Origin of the sequence: Corynebacterium tuscaniense DNF00037 (assembly GCF_000759055.1) — a bacterium.
In the GTDB taxonomy this organism is placed as follows: domain Bacteria; phylum Actinomycetota; class Actinomycetes; order Mycobacteriales; family Mycobacteriaceae; genus Corynebacterium; species Corynebacterium tuscaniense.
Genome location: NZ_JRNG01000014.1, coordinates 1 through 15,882 on the forward strand (window position 1 = coordinate 1; position 15,882 = coordinate 15,882).

Annotated in this window: 15 protein-coding genes; 10 read left to right on the top strand and 5 right to left on the bottom strand. The window is 57.3% G+C overall.

Features of this window, described 5'->3' with window-relative positions; genetic code table 11:
- Positions 1-144 precede the first annotated feature (144 nt).
- Entirely contained in the window at positions 145-552 is a 408-nt protein-coding gene (locus tag HMPREF2129_RS03930) for a hypothetical protein (protein ID WP_156959235.1), read from the bottom strand.
- Between the two features lie 196 nt (positions 553-748).
- Complete coding sequence (locus HMPREF2129_RS03935) at positions 749-1,621, bottom strand: peptidylprolyl isomerase (RefSeq protein WP_034663468.1); 873 nt, start codon at positions 1,619-1,621, stop codon at positions 749-751.
- Between the two features lie 151 nt (positions 1,622-1,772).
- Here HMPREF2129_RS03935 and tpx point away from each other — a divergent pair, with 151 nt between their 5' ends.
- The 3 genes from tpx to hisS are packed head-to-tail and all read left to right on the top strand — an operon-like array spanning position 1,773 to position 4,224.
- Positions 1,773-2,273, top strand: a complete 501-nt coding sequence (tpx, locus tag HMPREF2129_RS03940) for a thiol peroxidase (RefSeq protein WP_034663472.1) — start codon at positions 1,773-1,775, stop codon at positions 2,271-2,273.
- Positions 2,274-2,930 carry an MBL fold metallo-hydrolase gene (locus HMPREF2129_RS03945; protein ID WP_034663475.1) on the top strand — a complete coding sequence of 219 codons (657 nt, stop codon included), beginning with the start codon at positions 2,274-2,276 and terminating at the stop codon, positions 2,928-2,930.
- A 10-nt stretch (positions 2,931-2,940) separates the two neighbouring features.
- Positions 2,941-4,224: a histidine--tRNA ligase gene (gene hisS, locus HMPREF2129_RS03950; protein WP_034663478.1), complete on the top strand. Its 1,284-nt coding sequence runs from the start codon at positions 2,941-2,943 to the stop codon at positions 4,222-4,224.
- Between the two features lie 164 nt (positions 4,225-4,388).
- Here the strand turns inward: hisS and HMPREF2129_RS03955 are convergent, their stop codons facing one another.
- Positions 4,389-5,825 carry an L-serine ammonia-lyase gene (locus tag HMPREF2129_RS03955; protein WP_034663479.1) on the bottom strand — a complete coding sequence of 479 codons (1,437 nt, stop codon included), beginning with the start codon at positions 5,823-5,825 and terminating at the stop codon, positions 4,389-4,391.
- Between the two features lie 142 nt (positions 5,826-5,967).
- Between HMPREF2129_RS03955 and HMPREF2129_RS03960 the strand changes: the two genes are divergently transcribed.
- From HMPREF2129_RS03960 to HMPREF2129_RS10580, 6 genes are read left to right on the top strand one after another with little or no spacing between them, the layout of a single operon-like run.
- Entirely contained in the window at positions 5,968-7,086 is a 1,119-nt protein-coding gene (locus tag HMPREF2129_RS03960; protein ID WP_034663482.1) for an ABC transporter ATP-binding protein, read from the top strand.
- Between the two features lie 32 nt (positions 7,087-7,118).
- Positions 7,119-8,435, top strand: coding sequence for a DUF4032 domain-containing protein (locus tag HMPREF2129_RS03965; protein ID WP_052092708.1), 1,317 nt, complete (start codon positions 7,119-7,121; stop codon positions 8,433-8,435).
- A gap of 52 nt (positions 8,436-8,487) precedes the next feature.
- Positions 8,488-9,831, top strand: coding sequence for an ABC transporter substrate-binding protein (locus tag HMPREF2129_RS03970; protein ID WP_034663486.1), 1,344 nt, complete (start codon positions 8,488-8,490; stop codon positions 9,829-9,831).
- Positions 9,832-9,861: 30 nt separating this feature from the next.
- Positions 9,862-10,707: a carbohydrate ABC transporter permease gene (locus HMPREF2129_RS03975; RefSeq protein ID WP_034663487.1), complete on the top strand. Its 846-nt coding sequence runs from the start codon at positions 9,862-9,864 to the stop codon at positions 10,705-10,707.
- Between the two features lie 3 nt (positions 10,708-10,710).
- Positions 10,711-11,622, top strand: a complete 912-nt coding sequence (locus HMPREF2129_RS03980) for a carbohydrate ABC transporter permease (protein WP_034663489.1) — start codon at positions 10,711-10,713, stop codon at positions 11,620-11,622.
- A gap of 15 nt (positions 11,623-11,637) precedes the next feature.
- Positions 11,638-12,273 (top strand): MusI family membrane protein, encoded by a 636-nt coding sequence (locus HMPREF2129_RS10580; RefSeq protein WP_052092710.1) that lies wholly within the window; start codon positions 11,638-11,640, stop codon positions 12,271-12,273.
- Positions 12,274-12,289: 16 nt separating this feature from the next.
- Here the strand turns inward: HMPREF2129_RS10580 and HMPREF2129_RS03990 are convergent, their stop codons facing one another.
- Positions 12,290-13,012 carry a CBS domain-containing protein gene (locus tag HMPREF2129_RS03990; protein WP_034663491.1) on the bottom strand — a complete coding sequence of 241 codons (723 nt, stop codon included), beginning with the start codon at positions 13,010-13,012 and terminating at the stop codon, positions 12,290-12,292.
- 18 nt (positions 13,013-13,030) lie between these two features.
- The gene (gene ypfJ / locus HMPREF2129_RS03995) at positions 13,031-13,930 is read right to left on the bottom strand and encodes a KPN_02809 family neutral zinc metallopeptidase (protein ID WP_084576525.1); all 900 of its coding nucleotides are present in this window, start codon (positions 13,928-13,930) and stop codon (positions 13,031-13,033) included.
- Positions 13,931-14,071: 141 nt separating this feature from the next.
- On the opposite strand from ypfJ, the gene aspS reads away from it, so the two are divergent.
- Entirely contained in the window at positions 14,072-15,877 is a 1,806-nt protein-coding gene (aspS, locus tag HMPREF2129_RS04000) for an aspartate--tRNA ligase (protein WP_034663605.1), read from the top strand.
- Positions 15,878-15,882: the final 5 nt, after the last annotated feature.

Here is a 15,882-nt window from a genome sequence, read left to right on the forward strand (position 1 = left end):
AAATCCGACCACGACTCGTCCGTATTCGCGTTCGTGGTTTAAGGTGCAAACAGCACCCGAAGGTAGGCATCAAAAAATCCGCCCCGGCGTTTAGCCGAGACGGATTTGTTGAGTCTCTAGGGAGTTAGAAGCTCAACGTCAGTCTTACTTCTGGGTGAAGTTCTTCTGAACGAAGGTGATGACGTTAGCGAGCAGGCCAAGGACAGCGGTGAAAACGGCGATCCAAGCAGTGATAGCCTTAGGGTCCCAGTTGCCAGCCTTGTCGGAGGAGAGCTCCTTGAAAGACTCGAGGAAGGACTTCTTGTCCTTGTCCTGGTCCTTGTCGGTCTCGCCACCGTTGTTGGTGCTGCTACCATTGTCGCTGCCCTTGTTGTCCTTGCCAGGTGCCTCCGGGGCAGGAGTGGTGGTGGTAGTGGTCTCTTCAGCGAATGCTGGAGCGGCGACAACGCCGGAAACGGAAACGACGGCAGCGGTTGCTGCGGCGAGGAGGCTCTTACGGATCTTCATACGTAGCCCTTTCAGTGACTGCAATTCATTGATGACGTTGGACACTTTACAACTGCTACGAAGGTGTTGCAAGAGATAAAAGTGGCCGTGTGGCAGTGATTTCACAGGATTTTTAAAGTCAGGCTATTTATTTGGCGTTATTAGTGGGTTTTTGGACTAAATGCGTAACATCTCACACAAATTACACCGCCATGTGTGATGAAACTCACATGGCGGTGTTGGTGGTGCGGGGGTAGGGACACTAGGAGATTGTGGCCTTCTTGATCTTTACTTCTTCCTTTGGTGCGCCATCGCCACTGCCCATTGAGGACTGTCCGTCCTCAGCGATGCCAGCCTCAGCGATCTTGTCCAAGGTGGCCAGGCCTTCCTCATTGATGGTTCCAAAGTAGGTGTAGGAAGGTGCCAGCGGGGACTCGCCGTAGTTGAGGAAGAACTGGGAGCCGTTGGTGTTGGGGCCGGAGTTGGCCATAGCCACGGTGCCGCGCTCGTAGAGGACGGACATGTTGGTGTTCTCCGCATCATCGTCTACCGGGTACTCATCGGCGAACTGGAAGCCAGGGCCACCGGCGCCGGTGCCGGACGGATCACCACATTGCAGGACGTTGATACCACCGGAGGTCAGACGGTGGCAGACGGTGTCATCGTAGTAATTCTCCTTCACCAAGTACTCGATGGCGTTGACCGTGCACGGGGAGACAGAGCGGTCGAGAGTGAGGCCAATCGGGCCGGCGGAGGTATCAAACTCAACGTCGACGGTGCCGGTGGTGGAGATGTTTTCCTGCGGGGGCAAACCCTTGAAAAACTCGTCGCGCTCGTCCTTGGTGTAGGTACAGCTGACGGTCTCCGGCAGTGGGGTGGAGCGCTTCTTGGCCAATGCTGCCGGTTTCATATCTTCAGACGGGTCGGTGGACTGCTCGCTGGATTCCTCAGCAGCGATATCCTCATCCGAATCCCACGTTGCGGCGAAGTAGATGCCACTGCCGACAAGTGCCAGCACCAGGACGGCAAGTGCGGCGACAGACCACGGCTTGCTCTTTTCCTTGCGGTCGCGGGCTTTCAGCTCGCGGTCGAGTTCTTTCAGTGCGTCTTTGCCGCGCTGGGCGTTGTTCGTCACGTTGGCGGACCTCCACTTGTGGATTGATCGATTCATGTGCGGCCACGGTTGAGTTAGCCGGGCCGGATGCAGATAAACAGTATCAGCATAAAGGCGCTGGTTTTCTGTAGGTGCCTGCGCACGTGGCGCGGAATCTCTACGCTAGGGAAGCATGGCTACCGTAACTTTTAGAAATGAACCGACTACAACCTCTGGTGAGCTGCCCGCAGTAGGGGAGGCTTTGCCAGCTTTTGAGCTTGTTGATGGCGACATGGCGCCGGTGACCGACAAGGATTTCGCGGGCAAGAAGATCGTGCTCAACATCTTCCCGTCGTTGGATACCGGTGTGTGTGCCCAGTCTGTCCGCGCGTTCAACGAGCTCGCAGCTAACTTCGAGGACACCGTTGTGCTGTGTGTATCCAAGGATTTGCCGTTCGCACAGCAGCGTTTTTGTGCAGCCGAGGGCATTGAGAACGTTGTCAGTGCATCTGCTTTCCGTTCCACCTTTGGTGAGGATTACGGCGTGATCTTGCAGGGTTCCCCGATTAAGGGCCTGCTGGCTCGTTCTGTTGTTGTGACTGATGCAGACCACAAGATTGTCCACACTGAGCTCGTTCCTGAGATTGCCAATGAGCCGGACTACGAGGCGGCAAAGAACGCCCTGGAGAGCTAAATGCAGATCCAGGGACTCGCCGGTGGGCCATTCCAAACCAACACCTACGTCGTCGTAGGTAAGCCTGGTGCCAATGGCCGTCCGGAAGCCTTCGTCATTGATCCGGGTAAGGATATGGCGGGGCTGGTGAGGGAGGTCGTCGATAAGGCGGGCGCCGACCTCGTGGCCGTGGTGCTCACGCATGGACACATCGACCACACGCGAGATTGCGCGGAGTTCGATGTACCGGTGTACATCCACCCGGAGGATGAAGTGATGCTGGAACCCAAGTGGGGCGCACCGGGCAACTTTGGGCAGATTTTCGCCGTTGATTCGATGAAGCAACCTAAGGATCTGCGCCACGTTGAGATCGGCCGGATGGAATTTGCGGGCCTTGGGTTCCGCACCGTACATGCGCCGGGCCACTCGCCGGGCTGTGTGCTGTTCATCTCAGAGGATGAGGACGTGGTGTTTGCTGGTGACGTGCTGTTTGCCGGCTCCATCGGACGCACCGATCTGCCTTTGTCGGATCCCGCAGCCATGGACCGCACACTGGCCGGGCCAGTGTGGGACTTGGATGACAAACTGACCGTCTTGCCGGGCCATGGCCCCATGACCACGGTTGAGCGGGAGCGCGCGACTAACCCGTATCTCAAAGCAGCGGGGCAGGGGCGCTAAGATCGCCAAGGTGACCACCGAAAAGAGCGAAAAGTTTCAGCCCCTCTCCGCGCCGAAAGGTGTACCGGATTATGTGCCCCCAGCATCCGCAACGTTCCACGCGGTGCGTTCGGAGTTTGTGAAGCAGGCTCATCTTGCCGGATACCAGCACATTGAGCTGCCGGTTTTTGAGGATACAACGCTCTTCGCGCGCGGTGTGGGCGAATCCACCGATGTGGTGTCCAAGGAGATGTACACCTTCGCCGACCGTGGTGACCGCTCGGTGACCCTACGCCCGGAGGGCACCGCCGGTGTTATGCGTGCCGTCATTGAGCACAACTTGGACCGCGGTCAACTGCCGGTGAAGCTCAACTACTACGGCCCGTTCTTCCGCTATGAGCGCCCGCAGGCCGGCCGTTACCGCCAGCTCCAGCAGGTCGGCGTCGAAGCAATCGGCGTAGATGATCCGCTTCTTGATGTTGAGGTCATTGCGCTGGCTGACCGCTGCTACCGGTCCATCGGCTTGACCGGTTTCCGTCTTGAGCTGACCAGCCTGGGTGACCGTAATTGCCGCCCAGAGTACCGCCAGAAATTGCAGGATTTCCTGCTTGATCTTCCGTTGGATGAGGAGACCCGTCACCGCGCACAGATCAACCCGCTCCGCGTGCTGGATGACAAGCGCCCGGAAGTCCAAGAGATGACCGCCGATGCGCCGCTCATGCTCGACCACTTGGATGCGGCCTGCCGCGAGCATTTTGAAACAGTCACGGGTTCCCTCGATGACCTGGGCATTAAGTACGTGATCAACCCGCGCATGGTCCGTGGCCTGGACTACTACACCAAGACCTGCTTTGAATTCGTCCACGACGGACTTGGTGCCCAGTCCGGTATCGGCGGCGGTGGCCGCTACGACGGTCTCATGGCCCAGATCGGTGGCCAGGATCTCTCCGGCATTGGTTTCGGTTTCGGCGTCGACCGTTCGATCCTTGCACTCGAAGCTGAAGGCGTCACCATTGACGGCGTTGACCAGCGCGTGCAGGTGTACGGTGTCGCCATTGGTTCTGAGGCTACGAAGAAGATGGCCTCGCTTATCGACGAGCTCCGGGCCAACGGCATCTCCGCCGACATGACCTACGGGGGCCGTGGCCTCAAGGGTGCGATGAAGAGCGCGGACCGCTCCGGTGCACACACCGCACTCGTCCTCGGCGACCGCGAGATCGAAGCCGGTGAAGTCACCGTGAAGAACCTCGAAGACCACTCCCAGAAGACTGTTGCGCTTGACGCCGGGGCGATCATCGACGCGATCTTTCTTTAAGGGGCATTGCCCCTTAAAGAAAGGGAAGGGAGAAGGGGTCCTTAAGGGAAGAAGAGAGGGAAATGGGACTAACCCCTAGAAAGCTAGGGGTTAAAGTCTTCGACCGTTAGAAAACTATCGTTTTAGTCCGTGTGAGCTTGGCAAAGCTTGAGGATTAGGCTGCTCTAGCACTCGGTGATGCTCACCGGGAAGCCCAGCTGAACCGCGAGGCCACCGACGGATGTTTCCTTGTATTTGGTCATCATGTCGAGGCCGGTGGCAGCCATGGTTTCGATGGCATCGTCGAGCGTGACAATGTTGGTGCCGTCGCCCCATTTTGCTAGGCGTGCGGCGTTGATGGCTTTGACAGCGCCGATAGCGTTGCGTTCGATGCAGGGGACTTGGACAAGGCCGCCGACGGGGTCGCAGGTGAGCCCAAGGTTGTGCTCAAGGGCGATTTCGGCGGCGTTTTCTACTTGTTCTGGGGTGCCGCCGAGTATGGCGCACATGCCGGCTGCAGCCATGGCTGAGGCGGAGCCAACTTCGCCTTGGCAGCCGACTTCCGCGCCAGAGATGGATGCGTTGGTTTTGATGATGGCGCCAATAGCGCCAGCGGTGAGGAGGAACTCGCGCGCGCGTTCGGGGGAGAAGTCTGTAGTGAAATCTCGGCAATAGTGCATGACAGCAGGGATGATGCCGGCGGCGCCGTTGGTGGGGGCAGTGACAACACGGCCGTGAGCAGCGTTTTCCTCATTCACGGCGAGGGCGTAGAGGTTGACCCACTCCATAGCATCTAAGCCTTCGGAGTTGTGGCGTTTTTGCTCACTGGTCAGGAGTGCGTACATGCGTGGGGCGCGGCGGCGGACATTCAATCCTCCGGGAAGGGTGCCCTCGGTGGAAATGCCGTTTTTCACGCATTCCTGCATGGCAGACCAGACGCTGTCCAGATGAGCGGTGTAGACGGTTGCCCCGTGGGTGATGTTCTCATTGTGCGCGATAACCTCGGCGATAGTCAGACCAGTGCGGTCGCACACTGCAAGGAGATCCGCGGAAGAGTTGAAGGAATGGAGTCCATCGGGTTGTGAATCGGTGTGTTTTTCCTCCGCTTCCGCAAGAGCGGTGGCAGCGGCGATGCCGGAGCTGGCGCCTTCACCAGCTGCTTCCTGCATGGCGGCGCGGTCCATGATGAAGCCACCGCCGACGGAGTAGTACTCGGTGCGGCTGGCCAGGCGGGTGCCGCGAGCATCCCAGGCATCGAAGATAAGGCAGTTGGGGTGCTCTGCAACAGGCTTGGGGTTGAAGGCGAGCTCGTAGTCGACGGTGCCGTCTGGTCCACTGATAGTGCCTTTGGCTGGGATGGGGTCGCCGGGCACGGGTTCTACGGACTGGTCAGTGGTTAGCGGCGTGTAGCCGACCAGGCCCAGAAGTACGGCGCGGTCGGTGCCGTGCCCCACACCGGTGGCCGCCAAGGAACCACGCAGTTCCACATGGACTTCTGCGGGAAGCTGACCAAGCTTTTCCACAAAAGCAGCGCTAGCGCGCATCGGGCCCACCGTGTGGGAAGAGGACGGGCCGATGCCGATGCTGAAGAGGTCAATGACGCTCACGCGATGTGATGACATGACAACGAGGGTAGCGCGTATCGGGGACACAACAATTAGCTCACCGGGGCACTCCGAGCGAAGCCTAAGGGTGTTAGTCTGAAACATAGGTTAGAACCACAAACTACAGGCAGGTTCGTGCCACCCACTAGAGGAGATACACATGGCAACAGTGACCTACAACAAGGCGACGCGGATTTATCCGAAGGCGACGACACCGAGCGTCGATAAGCTTGATCTTGAAATCGCTGACGGTGAGTTCCTTGTGCTCGTCGGACCGTCTGGCTCCGGCAAATCCACCGCACTGCGCATGCTCGCAGGCTTGGAGGAGACAAACGAGGGCCGAATTCTCATCGGGGACCGTGATGTCACCGATGTTTCCCCCAAGGACCGTGACATCGCGATGGTCTTCCAGAACTACGCGCTCTACCCGCACATGACCGTGCGTGAAAATATGGGCTTTGCTCTGAAGATCGCCGGGATGGACAAAGACGAGATCAATCGTCGCGTTGAGGATGCGGCGAAGACCCTGGATCTCACGCAGTACCTAGACCGTAAACCGAAGGCTCTCTCAGGTGGTCAGCGTCAGCGCGTAGCCATGGGCCGTGCGATCGTGCGTGAACCGCAGGTCTTCCTCATGGATGAGCCCCTGTCCAACTTGGATGCGAAACTACGTGTGCAAACACGTACGCAAATTGCCAGCCTCCAGCGCCGCATGGGTGTGACCACCATCTACGTCACGCACGATCAGACTGAGGCTCTGACAATGGGTGACCGCATTGCAGTGCTGAATTTTGGTGTTCTGCAGCAGGTGGGAACCCCACGTGAACTGTATGAAGAACCGGAGAATGTGTTCGTAGCAGGCTTCATCGGCTCCCCGGCGATGAACCTGTCCACCTTCAACGTTGAAGGCAACGTGGCCACCTTGGGTGAGGCCTCGATCCCGCTCGCGGATGAACACCTTGCAGCGATGACCGCGGAGGACAACAACCAGATCATCCTGGGCTTCCGCCCTGAGGCACTCACTGTTGTGAACTCCAGCACGCAGCACACGGTGCCAGTGCAGGTGGACTTCACCGAAGAGCTTGGTTCTGACTCTTATGTCTACGGCAGCCTGGTTGGCGGCGAGTGGCGTGAGGAAGGCACTGATGATGCAGCAGCCGGCCAGATTGTGGTGCGCGTTGCGCCGATGTCTGGTTACAGCAAGGGTGACGTCATCCACGTGACCATCAATGAAGGTGGCCTGCACGTCTTTTCCAAGTCGACCGGCAAACGCATTTAGTAGCCGGAGCCGACCGCCACGAAAGTACTGCCATGTCCGAGAGAATGAGCGTCCAGTCGCCGGCCTACGCCAAAGCGCTGTTAGGCCTGCCCTGGGCGATCCCACTCGCGGAGTGGCCTGCTGATCTCCTGGCCGCGTACCCGCGTGGCATTTCACGGCACACCGTCCGTTTGGTCTCTGTTGATGGCATGGCCTTGGCTATCAAGGAGATCGGTGAGTCTGTGGCGTATCACGAGTACCGCACGTTGAAGAAGCTGCGGGACTTGGACATTCCCTGCGTGAAGCCGGTTGCTGTAATCGCGCAGCGCACGAATGATGCCCGCGCTGAGGAGCTCACGCCGTGCCTTGTCACAGAACACCTTGAGTTCTCCTTGCCATACCGCGATGTGTTCAGTCGCTCGCTCGCGCCGGGGACGGTGAACAAACTGATTCGCGCACTGGCCGTGTTGTTGGTGCGGCTGCATTTGCTCAATTTCTATTGGGGCGATGTGTCTTTGTCCAACACGCTTTTCCGGCGTGATGCGGACGAATTTTCGGCGTACCTTGTGGATGCGGAGACAGGGGAGTTCCATTCCCCGCTGTCTGAGGGCCGCAGGCTTTACGACGTCGAGGTGGCTCGCGTCAACATCATCGGCGAACTCATGGACCTTCAGGCCGGTGGGTTCATCGCCGACACCGTTGATGTGATTGCCCTGGGCAATGCTGTTGATGCGATTTACCACGAATTGTGGGAGCTGATGACGGAAGAGCTCGTGGTGGAGGGCGATGCGTTCAGTCAGATCGCAGCGCACATTGAAAAGATCAACTCCCTTGGCTTTGACATCGGGGAAACGGAGATCACCCACGAGAAGACTCGGCGGGACTCTGACGGGAAAACCGTTGATGTGTACCGCGTGAGTATTGAGCCATCGGTGTTTTCCACGGGATTCCACAGCCGCAAGCTGAAAAAACTCACTGGCCTGGATGTGCAGGACCGTCAAGCACAGCGCCTGCTCAGTGAGATGGAGGTCTACCGTGCGTTGCACCACGGCGACACCCTTTCCCTGGAAGATGTGGCACTTGATTGGCTGGTGAATAGGTATGAGCCCGTAGTGGCACTCACCCCCGCTGCATTGCGCACAAAGCTGGAACCGGCGCAGGTCTTCCACGAAATATTGGATCACCGCTGGTTCATCTCCGAGAACGAGAAGCGCTACGTCCCCTTGGAGGAAGCCGCCAAGTCCTATTTCCACACCATCTTGCCGGAACGCCCAGATGAGGCGCGGATTTACAGCGCGTTGGGGCCAGATGATCCGGATGGTCCGGATCATCCAGACGACCCGGACGGGCTGGCGCCCGATAGTTCTTAAAAATGAAAAACAGAAAATGACAAGAATTCCAATGAAGAGCGAGGTTCATGCGATGAAACACTCCACACGCACGTTGGCTGTCCTAGCCACGATCGGGTTGAGTACGTTATGTCTTTCCGCATGTGGTCAGAACAATGGCCCCAGTGTGTACTACTTGAATTTCAAGCCTGAGCAGGCGAAGACGTTTGAGCTTATTGCTGAAGAGTACACCGCAGAAACGGGTATCCCGGTGAAGGTAGTCACCGCGGCATCTGGCTCCTACATGCAGACACTCAAGGCGGAGATGGCAAAGTCCAATGCGCCGACTCTGTTCCAAATCAACGGGCAGGAAGGCTACGGCGTATGGAAGAACTACCTCGCCGATATGTCTGACTATGAGATCACTGAGGCTTTGCAGGATGATGCACAGCCGATCAAGGATACGCAAGGCAACGTTGTGGGCGTGCCCTTTGCTATGGAGGGCTTTGGCATCCTCTACAACGAGGAAATCCTGGATGCCTACTTTGCTCTCCCAGGGGCAAAAATTACCTCCATGGACGGAGTGAAGTCCTTTGCAGATCTGAAGGTTCTCGCGGAAGACATGCAGGCGCACAAGGACGAGTTGGGTATCAACGGTGCCTTTGCTGCCACCTCACTCGGTGCAGGCGAGGAGTGGCGGTGGACGAATCACTTGATGAATGGCCCGATTCACTACGAAATCGTAGACCGCAACATCCATGAATTCGCCGACATGGAGGAGATGAAGTTCCTCTACGGCGACAACTACCGCAATCTGTTTGATCTTTACCTGCAAAATTCCACGGTGAAGCCGAGTCTTGCATCGGCGCGTGCCGTGTCTGACTCGATGGCGGAATTTGCTACCGGCAAGGCCGCGATGGTGCAGAACGGTAACTGGGCATGGAGCCAGATTTCCAGCGAGGGCGGAAACGTGGTCAAGGAAGACAAGATCAAGTTCATGCCCATGTACATGGGGTTGCCCAATGAAGAAAATGTGGGCATCAACGTGGGCACAGAGAACTTCATTTGTGTAAATACCAAGGCCAGCGAAGAAGATCAGCAGGCCACCCGCGACTTCCTCAAGTGGCTCTTCCTGTCTGATCGCGGCAAGGAGATCGTGGTCAACGACCTGGGTTTCATTGCTCCGTTCAAGAACTATGACGCGGAGGATGTGCCCGATGATCCGCTGGCGCGTCAAGTTCAGGAAGCGCTGAACGATGAGACGGTGGAGGCACTGCCGTGGGATTTCCAGTTCTCCCCAAACCAGCAGTTCCGTGACCTGTATGGCCAGAATCTTGCCCAGTACGCCAACGGCAGAATGCCGTGGGAAGAAGTGGTGAGCAGGCTTCAAGCGGATTGGAAGTATGAGATGGCTAACCAGATTGCATTACTGGATTAGGCACGACGGGACTAAGCGAGAGGTCACATCATGCAAGACACATTGAAAAAATTCTTTCCCATATTTGTGCTGCCAACTCTGATCGCGTTTGCTATCGCGTTCTTTGTTCCGTTTCTCGTGGGTACAGCTCTTTCATTCACGAGCTTCACCACGATTACGGATGCAACTTGGGTTGGCCTAGACAATTACGCACAGGTATTCAGCGAGCGCGAAGGATTCGGCTCCGCGTTGCTGTTCACGTTTGCCGTGGCAGTGGTATCCATTATCAGCGTCAACGTCATTGCTTTTGCTGTGGCGTGGACGTTGACCCGGAAGCTGCGCGGCACTAACTTCTTCCGCACCGTGTTCTTCATGCCCAACCTGATCGGTGGCATCGTGCTGGGCTACACCTGGCAGTCCATGATCAACGCGGTCTTGGCAAACTATGAGACAACGATTTCTGCGGATTGGCGTTTCGGCTACGCCGGCCTGATCATTCTGATGAACTGGCAGCTCATTGGTTACATGATGATCATTTACATCGCTGGCCTGCAGAATGTTCCGCCGGAGCTCATTGAGGCCGCAGAGATTGACGGCGTGTCCAAGTGGCAACAGCTATGGCACGTGACCATTCCGCTCATGATGCCGTCCATCACTATCTGTCTGTTCCTGACCTTGTCCAATACGTTCAAGGTCTATGACCAAAACTTGGCGCTCACAGATGGCGCACCTGGTGGGTCGACGGAGATGGTCGCCCTCAACATCGTCAAAACCATGTTCAACCGAGTGGGCGCTGAAGGCGTCGGCCAGGCCAAGGCGGTCATTTTCGTCGTGGTCGTCGTTGCCATCGCCATGTTCCAGCTCCGCGCAACGCGCAGCCGCGAAGTGGAGGCTTAAATCATGACAACCAGTATCTCTACCCCCAACAGTGCGAAAGCACCCGACCAGACGAAGCGAACGGCTACGGATGAATCGACGGTGTCCAGCGGTGCAAAAGGGCTAATCTACGCGGTGCTGATCTTCCTCACCGTGGTGTTCCTGGGCCCGATCTTCTTCATCTTGCTCAACTCGTTTAAGGATCGTTTTGCCATTTCGACGAATCCTTTTGCTCTACCCGTCGGTGATCTGTGGGCGGGGTTGACTAACTACATCACTGGTGTGCAAGGCGAAGGTTTCGGCTGGGCCATCGTGTGGTCGTTTGTGATCACAATTAGCTCGGTTGTCGTCATCGTGTTCTTCTCCGCCATGACCGCGTACTACATCACCCGTGTGAAGACGTGGTGGACGAGCGCGCTGTACTACACCTTCGTGTTCTCCATGGTCATTCCATTCCAGATGGTCATGTTCCCCACGGTGGTCATTGCTGACCGTCTGGGCTTGGCTAACCCGCTAGGCATGGTTGTCCTGTACCTCGGCTTCGGCGCAGGTTTGTCGGTGTTCATGTTCTCCGGCTTCATCAAATCTATCCCGCTGGAGATCGAGGAAGCAGCGGTCATCGACGGCTGCTCGCCCCTGGCCACCTTCTTCCGCGTGGTCATGCCAATGCTGAAGCCAACGGCGATCACCGTGGCCATCTTGAACGCCATGTGGATCTGGAACGACTACCTGTTGCCGTACCTGGTCATTGGTTTGTCCACGCCGTACCGCACCATCCCTGTTGTCATCCAGCAATTCATTGGTTCCCAGGGCGACCGTGATTTGGGAGCAATGATGGCTATGCTCGTGCTCGCCATCACGCCAATCATCATCTTCTACGTCGCTGCCCAGAAGCACATCATCGAAGGTGTTGCTGCCGGTGCTGTGAAGGGTTAGACCAACGGTTTAACAATGCAGGCCTTTCACCCTGATTCGAAGTTCATGGCCGCCTTCAACCTGTTCGCTGACATTGTCATTGTGAACATGTTGTTGGTGGTCACATCCCTGCCCGTGGTCACTGCCGGGGCGGCACTGCGCGCTGCCAACGTGGTGGTCGGGGATATGGTGCAAGGCATAGGCTCCCGCTACGGGTTGGCCTTTATCCGTCAACTCACGGTGGAGTGGAAGAACGTCACCGTGTATTGGCTGGGGCTCCTCGCCGCGATTGCTCTGCTGGTGTACCAACAGTTTGTAGTCTTCCAAGCAGGCGTGACAGGAATCACGCTAATTGTCATCCAAGGGTTAGCACTCGCAGGAACCTTCATTATCGTTGGAATTAGCGTGTGGTTTTTCGCGTTGGTGTCGCTCCAGAGGAGCGACACCAACGCGACGCTGACTCAGATTGCTGGAACGGCAGTGCAATATACCTTCCGTTATCTCGGCTACACAGTGGCTGCCGTGGCAGTTCTCGTGGCAGCTGCTGTCATCACTATGAAACTCCCCGTGGCGCTGTCTATTCCGATGGTATTCTTCCTCATCCCGGCGATAGCGCTCTTTCTCGTGCGCTTGATACTTGCCTTACCGCTGGGACAGGAACTGGGAGAGTAGACGGGGAGTGGTGCCCCTAGGCTGCGTCGAAAAGCGCGGCCAGATTCGAGGCCGTGATCACCCCCAGCGGATGCTGGTTGGCGTTTCCATCCTCGGTGATGATGACCAAGCGCGGAAGAGTGTCGTGTGCCGCGGTGGAGGTGAGTGTTGCGATGACTTTTGTGGCTGTTGCATCGTGCGGAAGAAACACGGCTTGGTCCTTGCGTTCATTGAACGTGAGCACGTGGCGGATATCCCTGTGCATGAGAGTGTCAGTGTCGCCCAGCTCGTTAGCCAGCCACCGTGCAATCGTATTGGTGGTCAACACGCCAATGCACTGCTTGCCCTCATAAATAGGGAATTGTGAAATGCCGGTATCGCGGATAGAGCTCAAAGCTTCATACACATCATCCTCCGGCCCAAAGGTGATCACATCCTGATGGCCAATCACCTCCATCGCCGTTGGTGGGTGCAGCAACTGGTCACGGATTTTTTCGATCTCCGTCACCGTTTCCTGCAAAGGCTCCGCAATCGGGCGGAAATTCTGGTACTCGCCGTGGCTGATGGCATTGCGGAGGCTGGCGAATTCCTTGAGATCATTCGCCTGAGCAGGGGTGAGAACATGATTCTTCTCTGCCTTTGACACCATCCAGTTGAAGCTATCGGACTTCTTCGCGTTTAGTTCGGTGCGCAGAAAAGACTCAATGTCATTGAACGCAGCGAGGAAGGGTACTGCCCGGTTGGAATAGGCCTCAGTCATCGGTGCCGTACCTCATGCTTATTTGTAGACGCCACGGTTAAGGGTGTCGCATGCCTTCATCTGACCAGAGGAGTAGCCGGCAAGGAAAGCTTTTTGACGTTGTTCAGAAGAACCATGAGTCCAGGAATCCGGATTCACCTCACGGCCCGAACGCTCCTGAATATGGTCATCACCAATCGCACGTGCTGTCTGAACTGCTTGCATAACCTGGTCTTCGGTGATTGGCTCAAGCATCGCGTCCGCACCCTTATCGGCGCGGGATGCCCAGATGCCGGCGTAGCAGTCAGCCTGCAGCTCAATGGCAACCGCTGCGGAATCTTCGCCAGGGTTGTTGTAATCGCTCAGGCCCAGAGTGCCCTCGATATTTTGAATGTGGTGGCCCCATTCATGAGCAAGCACGTACATCTGCGACAAGGAACCGTCACTACCGCCGAGCCTTTGCAGCTGGTGGTAGAAAGTGACATCCAAGTACACCGTTTGGTCACGTGGGCAGTAGAACGGTCCCGTATCAGAGGACGCAAAACCACAACCGGTTTGGACATTTCCCTGGAACATCTGCAGACTCGGCATGCTGTAATCCAGGCCGGCTTGCTCAGCTAAAACCGCTGGCCACAGGGAATTGAGGGAGTCGGCTGTAGCTGCCGCGCGGCATTCTGGAATCTCATTGACAGCACCGTCAACAGCACACTGTGTGAGATCAAAACCTTCGGGGGCAACCTGGTTCTGCTCCTGCTGGGGTATGCCACCACCGCCGATGCTGCCAAGATCACCGCCGAGGAGGAGGAACAGCCCAACGAGAAGTAATGTGCCCAGACCGCCGCCGCCCAACATGACGGGCAAGCTGCCACCGCCTCCACGCGCACCACCTGACGTGCTTACGCCTTTGCCCGATGGTCGCACACCGCTTTTAAAAGTCATGGACAAATCATGCCATAAGTTCAGGTGCTTCCGTCGGAAGCTCTGTGAAGGTGGAGGTGGTCTGGTGCTCAAATAGGCATTCGGTAGAATCGCGTGAGTTAAATATTAATTGGCGACACGTGGAAGGACGTGGACTGCACCGTGCTGCGCACTCACCTCGCGGGGGATCTCCGCAAAGAAATGGATGGTCAAACCGTCACACTCACCGGATGGGTGGGTCGCCGCCGCGACCACGGCGGAGTGATCTTCATCGACCTGCGTGACCGTTCTGGCTATGCCCAGGTAGTTTTCCGTGAATCTGACGTTGCGGAAGCCGCGCATGATCTGCGCAGTGAGTACTGCGTAAAGGTCACAGGTGTTGTTGAGCCGCGCCCGGAGGGCTCTGCGAACCCGAACCTGGCTTCCGGTGAGATTGAGGTCAACGCAACGGAACTTGAGGTTCTTTCTACCGCCGCACCGCTGCCGTTCCAGGTGGAGGACTTCTCCAACAACGAGGTGGGTGAGGAAACTCGTCTGCGTTACCGCTACCTCGACCTGCGTCGTGAGCGCCAGGCAAACGCATTGCGTCTACGTTCTGCTGCGAACAAGGCCGCCCGTGATGTTCTGGCTCAGCATGAGTTTGTGGAGATTGAAACGCCGACGTTGACGCGCTCCACCCCGGAAGGTGCACGTGACTTCCTGGTGCCGGCTCGTCTGCGCCCGGGTTCCTGGTACGCACTGCCACAGTCCCCGCAGCTGTTCAAGCAGCTGCTCATGGTGGCTGGCATGGAGCGTTATTTCCAGATTGCGCGCTGCTACCGTGATGAGGATTTCCGTGCGGACCGCCAACCGGAGTTCACCCAGTTGGATATTGAGGCCAGCTTTGTGGACCAAGATGACATCATCGCTCTGGCAGAAGAGATCCTAGTGGCGCTTTGGAGGCTCATCGGTTACGAGATCACGACGCCGATTCCGCGGATGACCTACAAGGAAGCGATGGAGAAGTACGGCTCGGACAAGCCGGATCTGCGCTTTGATATTCAGCTGGTGGATTGCACAGAGTTCTTCAAGGACACCACCTTCCGCGTTTTCCAAAACGAGTACGTGGGTGCTGTGGTTATGGAAGGCGGTGCCTCCCAGCCGCGCCGTCAGCTGGATGCATGGCAAGAGTGGGCGAAGCAGCGTGGTGCTAAGGGTCTTGCTTACATCCTCGTGCAGGAGGACGGCGAGCTGGCTGGCCCGGTGGCTAAGAACATCACGGATGAGGAGAAGGCCGGCATCGCAGCACACGTTGGCGCGAAGCCGGGTGACTGTATCTTCTTCGCCGCTGGTGAGACGAAGGCATCCCGCGCACTGTTGGGCGCTGCCCGCGGTGAGATTGCTAACAAGCTTGGATTGATCAAGGAAGGCGATTGGGCATTCACCTGGGTTGTCGATGCGCCGCTGTTCGAGCCGGCAGCAGAGGCAACTGCTTCTGGTGACGTGGCACTGGGCCACTCCCAGTGGACCGCTGTGCACCACGCTTTCACGTCCCCGAAGCCGGAGTACCTGGATACCTTTGACAAGGAACCGGGTGAGGCGCTTGCTTACGCCTACGACATTGTCTGCAACGGCAATGAGATTGGTGGCGGCTCCATCCGTATCCACAACCAGGATGTGCAGAAGCGCGTGTTTGATGTCATGGGCATCAACGAGGAAGAAGCACAGGAGAAGTTCGGCTTCCTGCTCGACGCATTCTCCTTCGGTGCACCACCGCACGGCGGTATCGCTTTCGGTTGGGACCGTATCGTCTCCTTGCTCGGTGGCTTTGAGTCCATCCGTGATGTCATCGCCTTCCCTAAGTCCGGAGGCGGTGTTGATCCGTTGACGGATGCTCCGGGCCCGATTCCGGCAGCGCAGCGTAAGGAAACCGGTGTGGATTTCAAGCCGGAGGCCAAGAAGTCCGATACGGCCGATAAGGCAGAGTAGACCGA

Coding starts and splice junctions, on each gene's coding strand:
- tpx (WP_034663472.1), top strand. CDS start 1,773: ATGGCTACCGTAACTTTTAGAAATGAACCGACTACAACCTCTGGTGAG.
- HMPREF2129_RS03945 (WP_034663475.1), top strand. CDS start 2,274: ATGCAGATCCAGGGACTCGCCGGTGGGCCATTCCAAACCAACACCTAC.
- HMPREF2129_RS03955 (WP_034663479.1), bottom strand. CDS start 5,825: ATGTCATCACATCGCGTGAGCGTCATTGACCTCTTCAGCATCGGCATC.
- HMPREF2129_RS03960 (WP_034663482.1), top strand. CDS start 5,968: ATGGCAACAGTGACCTACAACAAGGCGACGCGGATTTATCCGAAGGCG.
- HMPREF2129_RS03965 (WP_052092708.1), top strand. CDS start 7,119: ATGTCCGAGAGAATGAGCGTCCAGTCGCCGGCCTACGCCAAAGCGCTG.
- HMPREF2129_RS03970 (WP_034663486.1), top strand. CDS start 8,488: ATGAAACACTCCACACGCACGTTGGCTGTCCTAGCCACGATCGGGTTG.
- HMPREF2129_RS03975 (WP_034663487.1), top strand. CDS start 9,862: ATGCAAGACACATTGAAAAAATTCTTTCCCATATTTGTGCTGCCAACT.
- HMPREF2129_RS03980 (WP_034663489.1), top strand. CDS start 10,711: ATGACAACCAGTATCTCTACCCCCAACAGTGCGAAAGCACCCGACCAG.
- HMPREF2129_RS10580 (WP_052092710.1), top strand. CDS start 11,638: ATGCAGGCCTTTCACCCTGATTCGAAGTTCATGGCCGCCTTCAACCTG.
- HMPREF2129_RS03990 (WP_034663491.1), bottom strand. CDS start 13,012: ATGACTGAGGCCTATTCCAACCGGGCAGTACCCTTCCTCGCTGCGTTC.
- ypfJ (WP_084576525.1), bottom strand. CDS start 13,930: ATGACTTTTAAAAGCGGTGTGCGACCATCGGGCAAAGGCGTAAGCACG.